This is a genomic window from Gottschalkia purinilytica (genome assembly GCF_001190785.1).
Taxonomy (GTDB): domain Bacteria; phylum Bacillota; class Clostridia; order Tissierellales; family Gottschalkiaceae; genus Gottschalkia_A; species Gottschalkia_A purinilytica.
The window spans coordinates 64,233-83,824 of the sequence record NZ_LGSS01000004.1 but is presented as its reverse complement, the minus strand read 5'-3'; the positions used below and the strand labels follow the sequence as shown (position 1 = coordinate 83,824).

The following is a 19,592-nucleotide window of genomic DNA, read 5'->3' as shown; positions in this document are numbered from 1 at the left end:
AGATGGATAACATGTTGAGAGTTGCAGGAATAGTTCAAGATTCCATTGTAGATGGGCCAGGTATACGTCTTGTAGTTTTTACACAAGGTTGTAAACATAACTGTACAGGATGCCATAATCCACATACTCATTCTTTTAAGGGAGGAAAATTAGTTGATTTTGAGAGTATTATTAAGATGATAAAAGAAAATCCACTGTTAGATGGTATAACGTTAAGTGGTGGAGAACCTTTTGAACAAGCAAAACCTCTTGCAAAGTTAGCAGAACGAGTAAAAAAATTGGGATACAGTATTGTTACATATACTGGATATACTTACGAATTTATAGAGAGGAATTCTTCTGAAATAAATGGATGGACAGAGTTGCTTGATAATATAGACGTACTTGTAGACGGAAAATTTGAAATTGAAAAGAAAAATCTGATGCTAAAGCTTAGAGGTTCTGAAAATCAACGTATTATTGATGTAAAAAAAACAAAGCTTAATAGAGAAATTGTACTTGCAGATATTTAAAGATAAAAATATTATATAACATTTAATATAGAATTATTTTGATATATTATTTAAAATCACTTCAATTCATCATTTGTATTGTAGGTTAATGTGAATTGAAGTGATTTTTATTATAAAATAGGTTGTTAAATAACTAAAACTACCACTAAAAAATCGTCTAATTTCTAGTATCATGTTAAGCGCACACAAAACAATCACCTAGAAAGGATGACCATAAAATGATTGTAACATTTAATATGATAAAAGATAATCCCTTTTGCTGTTTGTAAAAAACTACAAGACATATTTGATAAAGTTGCTAATAATATTAAGTTCCCACAAATCGGGATACCTAAGAAGTACTCTGATTTGCAGATTATTCAATGCTTTCTATACAAAATAATGAATAAAATATACTGTCTTAGAGAATTAGAATAGTCTTTAAAAAATGATATTTTATCTGCTAACATTATAGGCCTTTCTGATATTCCAGATCATTCAACTTTCTGTATTAGACTAAAAGAAATCGAAATTACAGTATTAGTTCTAGATTTGATTCACAAGCTAAATCAGGAAAGTCAATTCGTTTATGCTGGTATAAGGGATATAAGCTACATTTAGTTACTTCTACTGATTTAGTGCCTTTAGCTTTAGAATTTAAAACAGCTAATGTATATGATAGTAATTGTGAACAACTAGTTAAACAATTATATAATCATAACATCTTCGTCTTACTCTTATGATAGTGTGAAATTATTTAAGCTATGTGATGAAATGTCCATTAATTTAATTACAGATATAAACCTTCGTAAAGCTAAGTCATATAGTTCGATCGAAAATGAGTATAGGATAATATGGTTTTAATAAATATAAGTCACATGTAATGTGGACTTTACTATTGTATTTAATTGAAAAATTACTCGATAAAGAACAAGGGGCTAAGTGTAATAAGTTTCCTTGAATAAATAGGAATTGATTTATATTAGTGAAACTTATACTCAGAAAAATTTAATTATTCAATAACCTATAAAAAATAAATAAAAAGTGAACCTTTCATATAAATTGAACCAATACATTATGTAAGCAGCTTACAAATTAAATGATTAGAGAGGAGGAAAAAATATTGTCAGACCAGTCAAAAGAAAAAGACTACGAGCTTTATAAGCATATAAAAGAGATGAGAGATGGCTCAATCGAATCTTTTGACTTTATTTATAATGAAACCAGTAGTGATGTTTATAGATTAATTTCAATGATTGTTTATAATAACATGGATAGAGAGGATATTATGAATGAAGTTTATGTTCAGTTGTGGAGTTCAATTAATAATTATAATTTAGATAAACCTTTTCGAGCATGGCTTCATGGAATAACTGTTCGGCAAATTAGTAACTTTAAAAGAAAAAATTGGCGTATTTTTCGGATTTTTGAAAAACAATGTTCAATGCTAAGCAGAGAGGATATGAGTTATGAGCCAAACATTATTCACTCTGAATTAGAAAGTGAAATAATGGAATTAATTAATAGTTTATCAGATAAACTAAAAGCAGTAATAGTTTTAAGATACTGTTATGATTATTCATTGCAAGAGATTGCAGATATATTAGAAATACCTTTGGGAACTGTAAAGTCAAGACATCACTTAGCTTTGAAGCAGTTAAAAAGGCGGATAGATTTAATAAATAATGTGGATGGAGGTCGCAAAAATAAAAAATGGATATTGAAAGGAAATTAAAAGAACAATTGTCAAACTATGCTGATAGCATAGAGTGTCCTGAGCAAGCATATTTTAAAACACGAAACTTGTATATAAATAATATTATTAAAAAAGGAGAGCAAAGATTTATGAAAAAGAAAAAGAGATTTATGTTAAGTACCACAACTTTAGCAATAGCAGTAATACTTCCTTTAGGAGCACTCGCAGCACCACATGTTATTGAAGCGTTTAAAACAGTAACTATTCAAGAGGAAAATGTTGATATGAAATTGTCAGAATATCTTCCAGATAGTTCTAACCTTACTTCTGTTCAACAAACAGCTTTAAACAAAGTTTATACAGCTTTCCCCGAATTAAAAGAATTTGATATTACAGGTATTAAGTCAGGTGAAGGAAGAGTAGATTATGAAACAATGAATTGGAGTTCAATTCAATTAGAAAAAGATGGTCTTAAATTTGTATTTGATATTGATAATGTAACAGGTGAATTTCATCATTTTGGCAGATATAACTGGGATGAAAACTATAATGAAATGAGTAAAGAAGATATTGTTCTTCAAGCAAAAGCAATGATTGGAAGCTTTTACTCAGATATTGATTCGTATTCTTATGAGTTTAAAGATTTTTATGATAAAATTCCAAATGAAAAACTAGAAGCAGCGGAAAAAGATGGGATCAATATTGACACAAATAAAAAATATCTTGAATTTTCAAAGGAAGATAGTGATATTTACTTCACAGTTGATTACTCAGAAGATGGACAATTAGCAGTTGGAGTTTTGAATAAATAATTATATACTACTTTAACCACTTAACTTTTGTTAAGTGGTTTTTATTTTCTTAAAAATAGATACATTAAAATAAAAAAATTGTAATACATATTGCAATTTAATATCAGCGCTTTTTTAAATGAATAAGATATACTGTCTTAGAGAATTAGAATAGTCTTTAAAAAATGATATTTTATCTGCTAACATTATAGGCCTTTCTGATATTCCAGATCATTCAACTTTCTGTATTAGACTAAAAGAAATCGAAATTACAGTATTAGTTCTAGATTTGATTCACAAGCTAAATCAAGAAAGTCAATTCGTTTAGGCTGGTATAAGGGATATAAGCTACATTTAGTTACTTCTACTGATTTAGTGCCTTTAGCTTTAGAATTTAAAACAGCTAATGTATATGATAGTAATTGTGAGCAACTAGTTAAACAATTATATAATCATAACATCTTCGTCTTACTCTTATGATAGTGTGAAATTATTTAAGCTATGTGATGAAATGTCCATTAATTTAATTACAGATATAAATCTTCGTAAAGCTAAGTCATATAGTTCGATTAAAAATGAGTATAGGATAATATGGTTTTAATAAATATAAGTCACATGTAATGTGGACTTTACTATTGTATTTAATTGAAAAATTACTCGATAAAGAACAAGGGGCTAAGTATAATAAGTTTCCTTGGAATAAATAAGAATCAATTTATGTTAGTGAAACTTATACTCAGAAAAAATTAATTATTCAACAACCTAATAAAAGATAAAAAATGCTAAGGATATATTAAAAATACAATATCGATATGGTATTTTATATAATTATTTAAAGTTCTTGTCATATAGTCATAATCATGTATATAATAGCCTTAAGTGATGGTATCTTTAAGAGCTGTACACTTATCAGGTAAAAGTTTAGTATTTATAAATGTTCTGCTTAGAGCTTTTAAGACTGAGACAGAGAAAAAACTGAAGATCACATCCTCTTTTTGTCATAAGAAAAAGAGGATTTTTAGATTTTAAACACCCCTGATATGCTCTTCTATTTGAAACTTACCATCATAATAATATTATGAGGTGAAGTGTATGGAAACTAAGTTTACAGTCAAATCTTTTCTAGAATCCAAAAAGAAAAATCAAAAAATAACAGTTTTAACAGCGTATGACTACCAAATGGCAAAGCTTGTAGATGAAGCTGGAATAGAATGTATCCTTGTGGGAGATTCCCTTGGCATGGTAGTTTTAGGACATGATTCTACTCTTCAAGTAACTATTGATGACATGATTTATCATTTAAAAGCTGTTTCTAAGGGAAGTAAAAATGCCCTTATAATAGGGGACATGCCGTTTTTATCTTACCATGTAAGTCCAAAAGAAGCAGTTAAAAATGCCGGTAGATTAGTAAAGGAAGGATTTGCTCAAGGTGTTAAACTAGAAGGTGGAGTAGAAATAATAGATAAAGTAAAGGCTATCATAGATGCAAAAATACCTGTACTAGGTCATATAGGATTAACTCCTCAATCTATAAATATGTTTGGAGGATTTAAAATTCAAGGTACTAGTAAAAGTCAAGCCGAGAAAATAATTAAAGATTCAATAAGCCTTGAAGAAGCCGGTGTATTTGGTATAGTCCTTGAGGGTATTCCAAAAGACTTAGCTGATTTAATAACTAGAAAACTTAACATTCCAACTATAGGAATAGGTGCCGGAAGTGGATGTGACGGACAAGTTTTAGTGATAAATGATATGTTAGGAATGAATACTGATTTTACACCTAAATTTGTAAAAAGATACGCAAATCTAAAAGATGATATTAAAAATAGTGTTAGAAGATATATAGAAGAAGTTAAAAATAAAGAGTTTCCAAGTGAGGAACATACTTTTTCTGTAGATAACAGAATTTTAGAGAAGCTTTATTAAGGGGTGCGGAAATGAGTTTAATAAAAACTATAGATAAATTAAAAAACGAAATTAGAAACATACAAAATGGAAAAATTCTAAATATAGGATTTGTTCCTACTATGGGATATTTACATGAAGGACATTTGTCTCTTATTAAAAAAGCGAGAGAAGATAATGATTTGGTAGTTGTAAGTATATTTGTGAATCCAACTCAATTCGGAAAAAATGAAGATTTAGATAGTTATCCTAAGGATATAGATAGAGATTTTAAACTGGCTGTTGATTCAGGAGCAGATATTGTATTTAATCCTGAAGTAGAAGAGATATACACAAAAAATAGTTGTACCTTTGTAAATGTAGAAGGAGATTTAACTAAGAAGCTATGTGGACTATCTCGACCAACACATTTTAAAGGAGTTACAACTATAGTTGCAAAACTATTTAATATAGTAAGACCTAAAAATGCATATTTTGGAGAAAAAGATGCACAGCAGGTGGCAATTATAGAAAAAATGGTAGAAGATTTAAACTTTGATATAAATATTATTTCTTGTCCATTAGTAAGAGAAGATGATGGACTAGCACTAAGTTCTAGAAATGTCTATTTGAGTAAAGAAGAAAGAGAACAAGCTCTAATACTTTCAGAGTCATTGTTTAAAGCTAAGGAGTTATATTTAAATGGAGAAAAAGACGCTAAAAAGTTGAAGGAATTCATAGAAAATAAAATAAATTCTAAAAATTTAGCTAGGATAGATTATGTTGAAATACTAGATGCTAAAACTTTAGAGGAAATAGATGTCATAAAGACCAAAACTATCATAGCATTAGCAGTTAAATTTGGGAAGACTAGACTTATAGACAATATCTATCTGGAGGTATAAAATGTTACTTAATATGTTAAAAGCAAAAATACACAGAGCTATAGTAACAGAGGCTAACCTTAACTATGTTGGAAGTATAACTATAGATAAATGTTTGTTAGAAAAATCAGGAATACTTCCAGGAGAAAAAGTTCAAATAGTGAATAATAACAATGGTGCTAGACTTGAAACCTACGTTATAGAAGGAGAAAAGGACAGTGGAGTTATATGCTTAAATGGTGCAGCAGCAAGGTTAGTAGAACCTGGAGATATAGTTATAATAATAGCTTATTGTTATATAGATGAAAGAGAATTAAAAAGTCTAAAACCTAAGATATTGATATTAGATGAAAATAATAAAGTAGCAGAAGAACTAAGTGAAGAATTACATGGGGATATAAACTAGAGTCAAGATTTTCTTGACTCTTTTGTTTATAGAAGATGTGCAGGAATAATAAAAAACAAACTGGATAATAAAAGTGAAAGGTAGCTTGAAACTTTTATAGAATTTTAAGAAGATAGATAATTTCCAGTAAGCTATTAATTAAAAATTTTATTATCGAATACTTTGTTATAAGTTAGAGATAAAGTTAAATAATTTAGGAGAGAAAGATATGAACAAATTATCACACGAATTAGAAAAACAAAATCAACTTGAAAAAGGTGTTTTTGTAATAACAGGTATTATGGCAGCAGGAAAATCTACAGTAGCAGACTTACTTGCAAAAAGATTTGAAAAAGGAGTTCATGTAAGAGGAGATATATTTAGAAGAATGATCGTTTCTGGAAGTGTAGATATGACACCTGACGCTCAACAACAGGCAGTTGATCAGCTATTATTAAGGTATAAACTTGCAGCACAAACAGCAGATACATACCACAATGCTGGATTTACAGTAGTAGTACAAGACACGTATTTAGGAAAAGAAATGAGAACATTCATTGAAATGATAAAAAGTAGACCATTGTATATTATTGTACTTTGTCCGAGTGCTAATGTAGTAGCAGAAAGAGAAGCAAAAAGAAACAAGACAGCTTATACAACATGGACTGTCGATGAACTTAATGATGCATTTCATAAAGAAACACCGCATATTGGATTATGGTTGGATTCATCTGATTTAACTCCAGAAGAGACTGTAGATGAAATAATTCGAAGAGCAGATTCTGAAGCTAGAGTGTAAAAAATAAAAAAATTGTGTATATAACAATATTTTTTATTAAAAGAAACTGAAATTGTAAACAAAAATAATGTAGTTTATACTATAGAACGTAGCTATCATGTTATCTCATGTCTTTTTTATAAATACGAATATTAAAAGATTTATGAAGAAATAATAAAAATAGTATAACTAGATATTCAAAATTTGGAAATAGTGAAGGTGATACAGTATGTTTAATTTATTTAAAAAAGACAATAAAAAAGAAATCAATATTAATAATATAGATTCATTAATAGGAAAAATAAATCTAATTGATATTAGAGAACCATCTGAATATAGTAAAGGAAGTATAGAAAGTGCAAAAAATATTTCAATGAATAACTTATTAGCCAATCCTGAAAAATACTTGAACAAGGAAGAAAAATACTATATTATGTGTAGATCAGGAGGAAGAAGTACAAAAACTTGCAGTAAATTAAAAGATATGGGATTTGATGTGATTAATGTTTCTGGTGGAATACGGTCTTATGTAGGAAATATGAAAAAGTAATGAAAAAACGAAATAGATATTTATACTATTTAAAATACAGATTAAATGTATTCAAGACGAATTTAGTAGACTATTTTAATAGAATATAAAAAATATACAAGTATTAATATAGTAAATACTTTTCAAAGTGATAAAATAAGAACTATCATAATTACTTTTAATTAAAGAAACTAAGAAATATAAACTTAATAAAAAAGATAATTATAAAGACTTGTCAATTGATAAGTCTTTTTTATGATATTTATGAGATGAATACAGCTCGAGGAAACTATTTTAAGTTTCCTTTATTACTGTGACTTTACAAAACTGTAAGAAATGTTAAAGTAACTTGTAAGGTAAATTTGGTATCTTTGTTATAAGGAGGTCGAACTTTGCTAAAATACATTAAGTTATCATTAAAATACATATTAAAATATCCTAAAAGATCAATTTCTATGATTTTAAGTATAGTTTTAAGTTCAGTTTTAGTAATATTTACAGGATCTGTATGGGAAAGCTCAAGAGTAGTACAAGTAAATGAAGCTAAAAAGTTTAGTGGAGTTTATCATACTATATATGATGAAATTAATTTAAATCAAATAGAAAAAATCAAAGAAAATAAAAATATAAGGACATTAGCATCATCATTTTACTATGATACATGGAATACTGAAAATAAACTAACAGTTAAAATGTTAGGAGCTGACGAAAAGATTTTGTATATGGAAAGTACAGAATTAGAATCAGGTAGATTTCCAAAAGAACCTAATGAAATTGCCATAGAAAAATGGGTTTTAGATAGGTTAAATATTAAACATGAACTGGGTCAAACTTTAAATATGAATTTAGAAGAAAATGGACAGAGAAAGTTTAAAATAGTCGGAATAGTAAAAAATAGATTATGTAAACAAAAAGAAGGACAACTTGAAGCTTTTGTAGGATTTAATAAAGAAAATCTAATAAATAGAGAAAATCATATAAATTCTTATGTAGAATTTAAAGATAAAACAGAATATAGAAATGAAGCAAATAGAATAGGAAAAGAAATAGGTATCAAAAGAAGAAATCAAATAATATTAAATAAAGATTTACTTGGAGCCATGGGACAATTAAATGCTATAGATTGGGAATTAGTTAAAAGATCAGTTACATTAATGATCATTGGAGGAATGGTGATATATAGCATATATGGTGTATCAGTGCTTAAAAGGATTCAAGAATTCGGAATAATGAGATCAATAGGTACTACAAATAAACAAGTAGTATATATTATATTTTCAGAGATAGGAATTATATATATTATAGGAATGATTTTAGGAATAATATTAGGATCAACTGTTCTTTACTTTTTTAAAGGTAGTTTTACAAGTAGATTTGTAGAAGGAATTTATAAGCTAGATATAAAAGTAATATCATCTTTTTCAATTATATTATCTATGATAACGAACTTTGTAGCTATAGGAATTGCAGCTATTAGAGGGGTATTGATTGTTAATAAGATGTCTCCTTTAGAAGCTATAAATAAAGCAACTCAAGATAAACATATAAAAATTAATAAAAAAGAAAGTTTTATAGAAAAACATTTAATGATATCGAAAAAAGTTGCATACAAGAACTTAAAGAGAAATAAAAAAGCTGTTATCTTTACTATAATTTCAATGGCTATAGGTTGTAACATGTTTATGGCAGAAAGATTTAGAAGTGAGCTTTTTGATAGAGAGCATAGTTATCAAATAGATACAGGTAGACTTGAAGTAACTGATTTTAGATTAGACTTGAATGACAAAACTCCTATGAAAGAAGGCTATACTAAAGAACAAATAGAGGATATAAAAAAGTTACCACAAGTTAAATCTGTTTCTTTCAAACAAATACTTTACTCTAAAATAAAGCTAAATAAGAAATATATGAATGGTATAAATGGAGAAAACTATATAAAATATATGGACAATGGGGGGCATCCTCAAGATATGGGGAGATTTGCTTTTAATGGAGATGATGAAGAGGAAATATTAGTTAGGAATATAGTTTTGGGACTATCTGATAATGACTTAAGATCATTAGAGCAAGTACTTGAAAAAGGAAGTATAGATTTAAAAAAGATGAAAAACGAGCCTTCAGCTATAATATATATTCCAAAGTCAAATAAGAATGGTAGGCTATATAGGGAACCGGGAGATAATAAATTAAAACCTGTATTTAACTTTGACATAGGAGATAAATTGAAATTAACTATACCTAAGAAAGGATACGATAAATCATTAGATAATCTCATACTCTTAAATGAACACGAAAAATATAGGTCACAATATATAGAGAAAGAATTTAATATAGTTGGTATAATAGAGTATTTCCCAGATGAAGATATTTCCTGGTTGCATAGTACTAGATCACCATATGTCATAATATCAGAAAATATGTTTAAAGAGTTTTCAGGTATAGATAAGTATAGAACTATTAGACTATATGCCAAAAATAGGACTAGTAAATATGAATATGAAAAATTGAGAAAAGAAGTTCAAAAAATATCAGAGCTTATACCAGGAACAGAGCTAGATGATAGATATGGTTTTAACGTATCCACTGAAAAGTCTGTAAATACATATAATTTAATACAGAACTCAACTACTATAGTTCTAATAATAATAAGTGGACTAAGTATATTTAATAATATAAACTACAATTTAATGTCTAGGGTAAGAGAGCATGGAATTATGAAGGCAGTAGGTCTTACGACAAAACAATTTAAGGAAATGATAGTATTTGAAGGTATATTCTATGGACTTATTTCTTCTATATTTACAGTTATAGTAATATTTATAATACAATTATCAATTTTTATATATTGGGCATATATTTACGAAAATCCACTTTCTTTTAAGAAATTCTTTATAAATCCATGGGATTACCTAGTGGTTATATTTATAAATCTTTTTATAGGGTATATTGCTACAATAGGACCAAAAAGAAAAGTTAATAAGATGGAAGTAACAGAAGCTATAAGACATGTTGAATAAAGGAAGCTTAATTTAAGTTTCCTTTATTTTTTTATGACTTTACAAAACTGTAAGGAATATTAAAGCGATTTGTAAGGTAAAGGAAGTATTATTACTATAGAACATAAGGTTTTATTGTTATAAGACTATAATAGTAAACTATTTATATAAAGGAGGAAAAAATGAGGACATATGTAAAATTAGCTTTAGCATATTTAAAGAAACAGAAGGGAAGAACATTTGCTATGGTTCTTGGAGTTTCTTTGGCAGTTATGTTAGTATTTGGATTTGACGTAACAAATGAAAGTCAAAGTAAGAAACAATTAAAAATGATATATCATATGTATGGAGGATATGATGGTACTTATAGCAATTTAAGTAAAGATAAATTAGAGAAAATAAAGAATGACAAAGATGTAAAGGAATCATCGGGAGTTGCTAGTCTTGGAAGTATTGTATCAGAAAACGGAACATTTATAAAATTAGACTCATCTGATAAAAAATATATAGAAATGACAGGATATAGTATTAAAAAAGGGCGACTGCCTAGTAAAAATGATGAAATTGTACTAGAATCTCAAGCTATGAAGTATATGAAGTTAGAAGAAAAGTTAAATCAGAACATTGAATTTAAAGTAAAAAAAGAATATAAAGATGAAAATGGCATTAATCAAATATTTATGGAAACAAAGTCATTTAAGTTAGTTGGGATAATAAGTAAACCAGATTACTATTATAAAAACTGGTATCAATTTAGAGGTTTTACATACTTTAAGGAAGGTGAAACATCAATATTACCTCAAGAGCTTATAAGTTATGAGAGTATAGTTAAATTAAAGTCTAAAACAAATGCGAGAAAAATATTACATAAAATATTAGGAGAGTATAAGATTAACCCAAAAGATTTAACTGAAAATGAGATACTTGTTATGGCCTTATCAGAATACAGCTTATCTGGAGAAAATGACGTTAGCAAAAACATAAAAAGAATAATTGTAGTTACATCTATTATATTGATATACAACATGTTTAATATATCTCTAATGGATATGATAAAGCAGATAGGGTTATTTAGAGTAGTTGGAATATCTAAGAGGAAGATAAGGCTTATAATTGGAATTCAAAGTGTAGTTATATTTATTATAGGAACCTTACTTGGATTAATATTTGGACTAGCATTTTCATATTTCGGAATAAAAATGTTCAATAGCAATTTTATAGATATACATATATCAAGATCAGATATGTATGTGAGTATGAAGCATATAGTTAAAGCAATAAAAATTAGTGCAATAACAGTATTATTATCAAGTATAGTTCCAATTTGGATATCAGGAAGAATATCTCCACTAGAGGCACTTAGAAAAACGGATAAATTACCTAGGTATAGGAAGAAAAGATTCTACCATAGAGCAATTAGAAAATTATTTGGAACTACAGGAGAAATGGCATATAGAAATATTGGTAGAAATAAATTTAGGGCTCTAGTATCTATTATAGCTATAAGTATGGGAGGAATCTTATTCATAAATAATATGGCGGTTCTTAGTAATGATTCATATATGTATACAAGATCGAAAGATTTAAGAATGCAACATTATTCACTAACGTTATATAGTGATATGAATTCAGATGATAACTTTACAGGATATACAAAGAAAGATGTAGAGAAAATGGCTAAAATGGATGGAGTAAAGGATATAAAAACAAAAATTAACTTACGCGGATTTTTAAAGTTAGAAGTTAAGAATTTAGAAGAAAACTATGTCGAATATCGCCTTGATCCTAAAAATGCTAACAATAACGTAGAAATAGGTATGTTGATGAGTGGATACGATAATAAATCATGGAATAAGTTGAAAAAATATACTGAAAACGGTAAAGTTCCAGAATATAGAGAGGAAGAATATCCTAATGCTGTAGTATGTAATTACTATTACAATGGAAAAACAAGTAAACCTGACAAAACCAAAAAGAATCTAAAAATAGGAGACATATTGACTATAAAAGTTCCAGTCATTGAAGAAGAAAAAGTTTCATATAAAGAACAGAAGGTTAGAGTAGGAGCTTTTCTAAAAGATAACTGGGTTTATGAAGGAGATAGTTCTTTTGGAAGTTATTTTGAAATTATAGTTCCAGATAAATATGTATCAGATATATCAAATAAGAACACATACAATGAAATTTTCTTAGAAACTGAAAAGGAAAAAGAAAATGATATTTACAATGAGTTAAAAGATAAATTCAAAGGCGAGCCACTTGCAAAAATAGAAAGTAAGACAGAAGAACAAAAGATTGATCAGCAAGGGCCAGATGAAAGAAAACGAGAATATCAAGTTATAGTTGCATTAATTCTTTTTATAGCAGGAATAAATATATTTGGAACAATAAAAACAAGTTTACTAATACGTACGAATGAGTTTGCACTATTAAGAGCTATTGGTATGACAAATAGACGTATTAGAAATATGATAATAAAAGAAACATTAATATACGGGATATTAAGTAGTATAGTAGCTGCTATAGTAGGATCATATAAGTATTATGAAGTTATATCATTTTATAATAATCAAATTAAAGAAGCATTTAATATAGAAAATATATCACAATTCAATATACCTATAGTGGAAATATTACAATTTACTACGATTACAATAATAATTTGCATAATAGTAGCTTATATATCTAAAAGAAAGATAGAAAAAATGAATATAGTAGAAGGGTTAAAAGTGACAGAATAAAAAAATATTTTAAGGGGCGAATGTTTAAATATGAATAAACTTGAAATAATTAATTTAAGCAAAACTTATGGAAAAGGTGAAAATAGGGTAGAAGCTTTAAAAAATGTTTCATTATCTATAGAGAGTGGTAAGTTTACAGCTATAGTTGGTGCTAGTGGTTCAGGAAAAAGTACATTTTTACATTGTGCAGCAGGACTAGATAATCCAACAACAGGAAAAGTAATGTTAAATGATAAAAATATACTTAATTTATCAGAAGAAGAATTATCAAGATTAAGAAGACAAAAGTTCGGATTTATATTTCAAAGTTTCAACCTTATACCAGTTATAGATGTATATGAAAACATAACATTACCAGTATCAATAGATAATAAAAAGATAGATACTAAGTATATATCAGAAATAATAGATGTACTAGGACTTAAAGATAAGATAAATAAGTTTCCAAATGAACTTTCAGGAGGACAGCAACAAAGAGTAGCTATAGCAAGGGCTTTAGCAAATAAACCAGAAATCATATTTGCAGATGAGCCAACAGGAAACTTAGATAGTAAAACTACAGATGAAGTTATTAATCTTTTAAAATTTTGTGTTCAAAAATTTGGACAAACTTTAGTTATGATAACACATAATGATAGTATAGCAGCTATAGCTGATGTATGTGTGACTATACAAGATGGTGAAATAATAAATAATGTTAATCAGAATTTAGATAGTTCAAATATACAATGATAATTTATAAATAAATAAAAATAACAGAGATTAATCTCTGTTATTTTTATTTATTTATAAATTTATAGACTTTCTTTTTCTATCAATGAAATTAGTCTTTTGGTTAAATCTACTACTTTACTTGTGTCTAGATTTTTTTCAGTGTTATTTACAGTGACTGATATAGCATATATATTACTATCTTTATTTTTCTGTAATAAATGTGTAAAGTTAAGTACTCCAGGCTCTGAGCCTCCCTTATATCCAGCAATATACCAGTTTTCTTTCGCTACAAGTCCTGGATTAATTCTTAGTTCATCAGAATTTCTTAAACTATATATTTTTTTACATAACTCATTTGTAGTAAAGAACCATTCAACTTCGTTGATTAGATTTGGTGAAGATGGTAATTGAACTTTATTTGTATCTATACTATCTAAACTTTTAAGCAAATTTCTTTTTTGAAGAATATTGCCATTTATATATTCTTTTTGTTTAGAAAATACGTTAGCATCTTTTATCTTAAAAGCTTCATTTGTTTTTAAAAATGGTTTGTTTATTTTTGATACATACTTCTCTATATTTTTTCTACCTAAAAAATCTATTAAGTGGTCGGTAGCTGTATTATCACTAATCGATATCATCAGATTTGTTAAAGTTTTTAATGTAACTGGTGTACCATCTTTCCAATCTTGTAGTATTCCAGAAGGAAAGGACTTATTGTTATTATTTATCAAAACTATATCATCCCATGATATCTTTCCAGACTCAACATTATCATAAACAGCATTTAAAACATAAAGCTTGAATGCTGATCCAACTGCCATAGGGGTATTTTCATTATATCCAAATACCACTTCTTTATTATTTTTTATAATAGATATAGACACAGAACCTTCTAGTTTTTTAAATTCTGATATAATATTTTCGAAATTATCATCATTTAAACTATAGTCTGTAAAGTATAAACCTATAATTTTGCTATCACTATTCAAAGCTACTTTAATTTTTACAAATCCTTTTTCGAATAAAGCTGTATAATTATCTTTTTCTTTGTTTACTTTTTTAAAATTTCCTAGATTATTTTTATAAAAATCAACATACTCTATCATAGTGTTGATGGGAACTTGCTCTAAGAACTCCGGAGAGAATAAGCTTTTAATATCACTATTGTCATAAGTAAATAAATTATGTAAAACTTGACTTTCTATATCATTTTCAGCAAAGACAATACTGTTAGATGAGAACATTGAAATAACTAGTACTATAAAAACTAACTTTTCCTTCATGTTTATACGCCCCTTTACTTTTTAGATAAGTATTATTAAGTTATTAATTACGCTATATAACTGTTTAAGTGCATTATACAATATTTTTAGTATTGTAAAACATTTACAAATAAACATACAATATCCATAATATTAAAAATATAATTATAATAAATAAAAAAAGGGAAATAATGATAAATGATGAATATTTAATGTAAAAGTATAATTTTTTACTTAGAATCTTAGATGTTAGTAAAAGCTGTAAACTAAAAGTACACAGGGGGTATAATTAATGAAATCTTTAAAAGGTACAAAAACTGCTGAAAATTTAATGAGATCTTTTTCAGGGGAGTCACAAGCAAGAACTAGATACACGTACTATTCTTCACAAGCAAAGAAAGAAGGATATGTTCAAATAGCAAATATCTTTTATGAAACAGCTGAAAATGAAAAAGAACATGCTAAAAGGTTCTATAAGTTTTTAAATGCAAGTTTACCTGGAGATGAAGTAGAAATACAGGCTTCATATCCTGTTGCTCTAGGAGATACTAAACTTAATTTAAAAGCGGCAGCAGAAGGAGAAAATGATGAGTGGTCTAAGCTCTATCCATCTTTTGCTGATATAGCTGATGAAGAAGGATTCCCTGAAATAGCCTATGTATTTAGAGAGATAGCAGAAGTAGAAGAAAGACATGAAATTAGATTTAGAAAATTACTAAGTAATATTGAAAATGACAGAGTATTTAAGAAAGATGAAGAAGTAGAATGGAAATGTAATAACTGTGGATATATACACAAGGGTAAAAGTGCACCAGAAGTTTGTCCTTCTTGTGCTCATCCAATAGATTACTTTGAAGTATTTGTTGAGACATATTAAGAATAGGGCTATAGATTCTAAAGAATCTATAGCTTTTTAATTGAGCAGATTTAACGTAAAAAATATAACTATTTTAAATTTTTTATGTTAAGTATACTAAAAATAAAAAGTTTAAATAGAAAAAGACTTAAATAAAAAAGAAAATCTACTATTTATGATAATATTATTGCGATTAATTCAATTGTCTGCTTATTTGCTAATATGATCTATTTATAGCTTAATATAAAGTGAAATTTTAGTATATTTATGAAAAACTATTGAAATTAGATCTCTATTATGATTATAATATAAAAAATACTAATATTTAAAGATAATGATAAGGAAGAGTACATTAAGGGAACTTTTTAGAGAGCTGAAGACTGGTGAAACTTTGGTAAGGGAACTTTATGGAAGCAGCCTTTGAATCTCATATTGAGAAATAAGAGTGTATACTCTTAAAGTAGATAATGACGTTACCTTGCGTTATAAAGGATAGAATGTAATTATACATTCTTCTGAGTGAGCAATTTTATTGCTTATTAGGGTGGTACCGCGAAGTAAATCCTTCGTCCCTTTTTGGGATGAAGGATTTTTTTATTTTAAAGAATAGGAGGGTTTTAGAATGGAAGAAATTCTTGAAGTTTTAGGTAAAAATAGTAGATATACAGATGAGGAAATAGCTCTTATGACAGGAAAGACAGTAGAAGAAGTAAGAGAGACTATTAGAGATTTTGAGGAAAAAAGTATAATAGCTGGTTATACTACTCTTATAAATTGGGAAAATACTGGTAAAGAGACAGTTACTGCTTTAATTGAAGTTAAGATAACTCCACAAAGAGGAGTAGGATTTGATAAAGTAGCAGAAAGAATATATAAATTTTCAGAGGTTAAGGCTTGCTATTTAATGTCAGGAGGATTTGACTTAACAGTTATTGTTGAAGGAAAGACCATGAAAGAAGTAGCACTTTTTGTATCAGGAAAGCTTGCAGTACAGGAATATGTCCTTAGTACAAGTACACATTTCATCCTTAAAAAATATAAGGATCATGGTACAATGTTTAAGACAAAGCAAGTGGATGAGAGGGAGGCAATATTTATATGATAATAGAGAATATGATCTTAGATAATGTAAAGAACATGCCTCCATCTGGTATAAGAAAATATTTTGATATGATTAATGAAATGGATGATGTAATATCCCTAGGGGTAGGAGAACCAGATTTTGTTACTCCTTGGAATATAAGAGAAGCTGGAATATATTCTCTTGAAAAGGGATCTACTCATTATTCTTCTAACGCAGGGTTCATTGAATTGCGTGATGAAATTTCAAAATACTTAAATAGAAGATTTAATCTTTTATACAATCCAGAAGATGAGATAATAGTTACAGTAGGTGGTAGTGAAGGTATAGACATAGCACTTAGAGCTTTGGTAGGCCCTGGAGATGAAGTTATTATTCCAGAACCAAGTTTTGTAGCTTATAAAGGATGCACAACTTTCACAGGTGCTACTCCAAAAGTATTAAAACTTAGAGCAGAAGACGAATTTAAACTTACTCCTAAAATGTTAGAAGAAGCTATTACACCAAAGACTAAGGTAGTTATAATTCCATTTCCAAATAATCCAACAGGGGCTATTATGACTAAAGAGGATTTAAGTGGAATTGTAGAAGTATTGAAAGATAAAGATATAATCGTAATATCTGATGAAATATATGCAGAACTTTCCTATTATGGTAAACATGTTTCTATAGCAAACTTTCCAGAAATGAAGGAAAAAACTATAGTTATAAATGGATTCTCTAAAGCATATGCGATGACAGGTTGGAGACTTGGATATGTATGTGCACATAAAGTTTTAATAGAAGCAATGAAGAAAATTCATCAATATGCTATAATGTGTTCTCCAACAGTTTCACAGTATGCCGCTATAGAGGCATTAAAAAATAGTGACAACAGTGTTGATGAAATGGTTAAGGAATATAATAGAAGAAGAAGAGTATTAGTAAATGGATTTAGAAAAATAGGTTTAGACTGTTTTGAACCTTTAGGAGCTTTTTATGTATTTCCGTGTATTAAATCAACAGGCATGACATCAGATGAATTCTGTGAAAAGCTTCTTAAATCAGAAAAGGTACTTGCAGTTCCAGGAAATGCATTTGGAGAATGTGGAGAAGGATTTATAAGAGCTTGTTATGCATCTTCTATGGAAAATATTACGGAGGCTTTAAAGAGAATAGAAAGATTTGTTAGCAGTCAAAAACTATAAATAAGAAATTGTGTAGATATGTATATTATGATAATACTATAAATCTACTTAAAAAAACTGTGTAAAGATAATCCACCTCTAATTAGAGGTGGATTCTTTAATGTTAAAACTACTATAAATTTTTGAATAAACATTTAATTAATTATAAAATTTTGTTCTAATATTTTTTTAGTTAACTCAGATAATTTCATGTTGGTAGCTATTTCTTTACCGGCCTTTTCAAGATGATTTATATAGTTAGATATAATAGATGATAGTTTTTCTTCTTGAGAAGTAAGGAATTTTCCTTGTGTAACATAAATCTCCCCAGCAATCTCTGTATGCATTTTAAGAACTACCTTTTTAAACCAGTGCGAAACTACTTCAAATTCAGATTTATCAGGGAAACCACAGTTAGATATCATCATTAACTTAGGAGGTTGTATTTCCGCCGGTCTTAAATCTTGATTTTCACTTTTTATATTTTCCTGTGAATGAGGATTACCCGTCATCGTTAATCGATCCATAAAGACTTTTAGCATACCTGAAATATTTTCAAAATATATAGGAGTAGCTAAAATAATAATATTTGCCCCTCCTACAAGTGATAGAACTTCCATCATATCATCCTTAATTACACATTGTCCTGGGGTATTAAACCAGCAAGAGTGACAACCTTTACAGTGTTTAATTTCTTTTTCAGCTAAAAGGATGTTTACAGTTTCTGCTCCTGCTTCTTGTGCTCCCTTTAGTAAAGAACTAACTATTACATTAGTATTACTGTTTATACCTTTGGGACTTCCATTAATTGCAACTATCTTCATTATTATACTCCCTTTCATTTGTTACTATTTATTTCGCCAGTATTGACTACCATCGGATTTTCTTTCTAGAAATTTATGTTCGATTAAATATCTTCTTAAAGTAACATAATCATCATAAACATCTTGCAGTATCTGATTAACTTCCTTTTCTTTATAGATGAGTCCAATCTTAAATAGCTTAGCAATTTCTTGTAGAGTAACGAGACTGTCATGCTCTAATTGGAATAGATGACCATCTATTGTATCCATAGTCGTTTTAATAACAACTTTTTTATTCTTAGCATTATTAAAGCTTGATTCTTTTTTATTATTAGTCATTTTATATACCTCTTTTCTAAAACTGTTGATTTAAAAAGATTGTTTAATGCTCTTTTAAAGACTAATTGAATATTGATTTTATATTTTTTTGGATGATATTATAACAGTCATACATCAATCTAGAAATCTTATGAAAAATTAAAATGACAGATTCATAGGTGTTTTTTCTTCAACATTCTAATTTATAAGTTTT

At 27.8% G+C, this 19,592-nt stretch carries 17 protein-coding genes and 1 other annotated feature; of the genes, 14 read left to right on the top strand and 3 right to left on the bottom strand.

Annotation, left to right across the window (positions count from 1 at the left end):
- Window positions 1-2: 2 nt before the first annotated feature.
- The 11 genes from nrdG to CLPU_RS05205 all read left to right on the top strand — a co-directional run bounded on the left by nrdG (window position 3) and on the right by CLPU_RS05205 (window position 13,907).
- The gene (nrdG, locus tag CLPU_RS05255; RefSeq protein WP_050354607.1) at window positions 3-512 is read left to right on the top strand and encodes an anaerobic ribonucleoside-triphosphate reductase activating protein; all 510 of its coding nucleotides are present in this window, start codon (window positions 3-5) and stop codon (window positions 510-512) included.
- 1,102 nt (window positions 513-1,614) lie between these two features.
- On the top strand, window positions 1,615-2,226 hold the full coding sequence (locus CLPU_RS05250; protein WP_050354606.1) for a sigma-70 family RNA polymerase sigma factor: 612 nt from the start codon (window positions 1,615-1,617) through the stop codon (window positions 2,224-2,226).
- Window positions 2,227-2,336: 110 nt separating this feature from the next.
- The gene (locus tag CLPU_RS05245) at window positions 2,337-2,999 is read left to right on the top strand and encodes a hypothetical protein (protein ID WP_131701608.1); all 663 of its coding nucleotides are present in this window, start codon (window positions 2,337-2,339) and stop codon (window positions 2,997-2,999) included.
- Between the two features lie 1,071 nt (window positions 3,000-4,070).
- Window positions 4,071-4,904: a 3-methyl-2-oxobutanoate hydroxymethyltransferase gene (gene panB / locus CLPU_RS05240; RefSeq protein WP_050354604.1), complete on the top strand. Its 834-nt coding sequence runs from the start codon at window positions 4,071-4,073 to the stop codon at window positions 4,902-4,904.
- Between the two features lie 11 nt (window positions 4,905-4,915).
- On the top strand, window positions 4,916-5,767 hold the full coding sequence (panC, locus tag CLPU_RS05235) for a pantoate--beta-alanine ligase (protein ID WP_050354603.1): 852 nt from the start codon (window positions 4,916-4,918) through the stop codon (window positions 5,765-5,767).
- Between the two features lies 1 nt (window position 5,768).
- Window positions 5,769-6,152, top strand: coding sequence for an aspartate 1-decarboxylase (gene panD / locus CLPU_RS05230; RefSeq protein WP_050354602.1), 384 nt, complete (start codon window positions 5,769-5,771; stop codon window positions 6,150-6,152).
- Window positions 6,153-6,360: 208 nt separating this feature from the next.
- Window positions 6,361-6,930, top strand: coding sequence for a P-loop nucleotide/nucleoside kinase family protein (locus CLPU_RS05225; RefSeq protein WP_050354601.1), 570 nt, complete (start codon window positions 6,361-6,363; stop codon window positions 6,928-6,930).
- Between the two features lie 208 nt (window positions 6,931-7,138).
- Window positions 7,139-7,459: a rhodanese-like domain-containing protein gene (locus CLPU_RS05220; RefSeq protein ID WP_050354600.1), complete on the top strand. Its 321-nt coding sequence runs from the start codon at window positions 7,139-7,141 to the stop codon at window positions 7,457-7,459.
- A gap of 371 nt (window positions 7,460-7,830) precedes the next feature.
- Window positions 7,831-10,455, top strand: a complete 2,625-nt coding sequence (locus tag CLPU_RS05215) for an ABC transporter permease (protein ID WP_050354599.1) — start codon at window positions 7,831-7,833, stop codon at window positions 10,453-10,455.
- Between the two features lie 161 nt (window positions 10,456-10,616).
- Window positions 10,617-13,175, top strand: coding sequence for an ABC transporter permease (locus tag CLPU_RS05210; RefSeq protein ID WP_050354598.1), 2,559 nt, complete (start codon window positions 10,617-10,619; stop codon window positions 13,173-13,175).
- Between the two features lie 30 nt (window positions 13,176-13,205).
- Window positions 13,206-13,907, top strand: coding sequence for an ABC transporter ATP-binding protein (locus tag CLPU_RS05205; RefSeq protein WP_050354597.1), 702 nt, complete (start codon window positions 13,206-13,208; stop codon window positions 13,905-13,907).
- A 62-nt stretch (window positions 13,908-13,969) separates the two neighbouring features.
- On the opposite strand, the gene CLPU_RS05200 is transcribed toward CLPU_RS05205, so the two are convergent.
- A complete protein-coding gene (locus tag CLPU_RS05200) occupies window positions 13,970-15,175 on the bottom strand; it encodes a serine hydrolase (protein WP_050354596.1) in 1,206 nt (401 codons plus the stop codon).
- Window positions 15,176-15,446: 271 nt separating this feature from the next.
- Between CLPU_RS05200 and rbr the strand changes: the two genes are divergently transcribed.
- From rbr to CLPU_RS05185, 3 genes are all read left to right on the top strand, one after another.
- On the top strand, window positions 15,447-16,031 hold the full coding sequence (gene rbr, locus CLPU_RS05195; protein WP_050354595.1) for a rubrerythrin: 585 nt from the start codon (window positions 15,447-15,449) through the stop codon (window positions 16,029-16,031).
- Window positions 16,032-16,335: 304 nt separating this feature from the next.
- Window positions 16,336-16,587, top strand: a binding site (T-box leader).
- Between the two features lie 45 nt (window positions 16,588-16,632).
- Complete coding sequence (locus tag CLPU_RS05190) at window positions 16,633-17,112, top strand: Lrp/AsnC family transcriptional regulator (protein WP_050354594.1); 480 nt, start codon at window positions 16,633-16,635, stop codon at window positions 17,110-17,112.
- Window positions 17,109-18,278: an aminotransferase class I/II-fold pyridoxal phosphate-dependent enzyme gene (locus CLPU_RS05185; protein ID WP_050354593.1), complete on the top strand. Its 1,170-nt coding sequence runs from the start codon at window positions 17,109-17,111 to the stop codon at window positions 18,276-18,278. Before CLPU_RS05190 ends, CLPU_RS05185 begins: the two co-directional genes overlap by 4 nt.
- A gap of 134 nt (window positions 18,279-18,412) precedes the next feature.
- Here the strand turns inward: CLPU_RS05185 and CLPU_RS05180 are convergent, their stop codons facing one another.
- Together CLPU_RS05180 and CLPU_RS05175 are read right to left on the bottom strand one after the other, a co-directional pair.
- Window positions 18,413-19,081: a flavodoxin family protein gene (locus CLPU_RS05180; RefSeq protein ID WP_050354592.1), complete on the bottom strand. Its 669-nt coding sequence runs from the start codon at window positions 19,079-19,081 to the stop codon at window positions 18,413-18,415.
- 24 nt (window positions 19,082-19,105) lie between these two features.
- Window positions 19,106-19,399, bottom strand: a complete 294-nt coding sequence (locus CLPU_RS05175) for a DUF2087 domain-containing protein (RefSeq protein WP_050354591.1) — start codon at window positions 19,397-19,399, stop codon at window positions 19,106-19,108.
- Window positions 19,400-19,592 lie beyond the last annotated feature (193 nt).

Excerpts from the sequence above, each read along its gene's own strand:
- nrdG (WP_050354607.1), top strand. The coding sequence starts at position 3 with ATGGATAACATGTTGAGAGTTGCAGGAATAGTTCAAGATTCCATTGTA.
- CLPU_RS05245 (WP_131701608.1), top strand. The coding sequence starts at position 2,337 with ATGAAAAAGAAAAAGAGATTTATGTTAAGTACCACAACTTTAGCAATA.
- panB (WP_050354604.1), top strand. The coding sequence starts at position 4,071 with ATGGAAACTAAGTTTACAGTCAAATCTTTTCTAGAATCCAAAAAGAAA.
- panC (WP_050354603.1), top strand. The coding sequence starts at position 4,916 with ATGAGTTTAATAAAAACTATAGATAAATTAAAAAACGAAATTAGAAAC.
- panD (WP_050354602.1), top strand. The coding sequence starts at position 5,769 with ATGTTACTTAATATGTTAAAAGCAAAAATACACAGAGCTATAGTAACA.
- CLPU_RS05225 (WP_050354601.1), top strand. The coding sequence starts at position 6,361 with ATGAACAAATTATCACACGAATTAGAAAAACAAAATCAACTTGAAAAA.
- CLPU_RS05220 (WP_050354600.1), top strand. The coding sequence starts at position 7,139 with ATGTTTAATTTATTTAAAAAAGACAATAAAAAAGAAATCAATATTAAT.
- CLPU_RS05210 (WP_050354598.1), top strand. The coding sequence starts at position 10,617 with ATGAGGACATATGTAAAATTAGCTTTAGCATATTTAAAGAAACAGAAG.
- CLPU_RS05205 (WP_050354597.1), top strand. The coding sequence starts at position 13,206 with ATGAATAAACTTGAAATAATTAATTTAAGCAAAACTTATGGAAAAGGT.
- CLPU_RS05200 (WP_050354596.1), bottom strand. The coding sequence starts at position 15,175 with ATGAAGGAAAAGTTAGTTTTTATAGTACTAGTTATTTCAATGTTCTCA.
- rbr (WP_050354595.1), top strand. The coding sequence starts at position 15,447 with ATGAAATCTTTAAAAGGTACAAAAACTGCTGAAAATTTAATGAGATCT.
- CLPU_RS05190 (WP_050354594.1), top strand. The coding sequence starts at position 16,633 with ATGGAAGAAATTCTTGAAGTTTTAGGTAAAAATAGTAGATATACAGAT.
- CLPU_RS05185 (WP_050354593.1), top strand. The coding sequence starts at position 17,109 with ATGATAATAGAGAATATGATCTTAGATAATGTAAAGAACATGCCTCCA.
- CLPU_RS05180 (WP_050354592.1), bottom strand. The coding sequence starts at position 19,081 with ATGAAGATAGTTGCAATTAATGGAAGTCCCAAAGGTATAAACAGTAAT.
- CLPU_RS05175 (WP_050354591.1), bottom strand. The coding sequence starts at position 19,399 with ATGACTAATAATAAAAAAGAATCAAGCTTTAATAATGCTAAGAATAAA.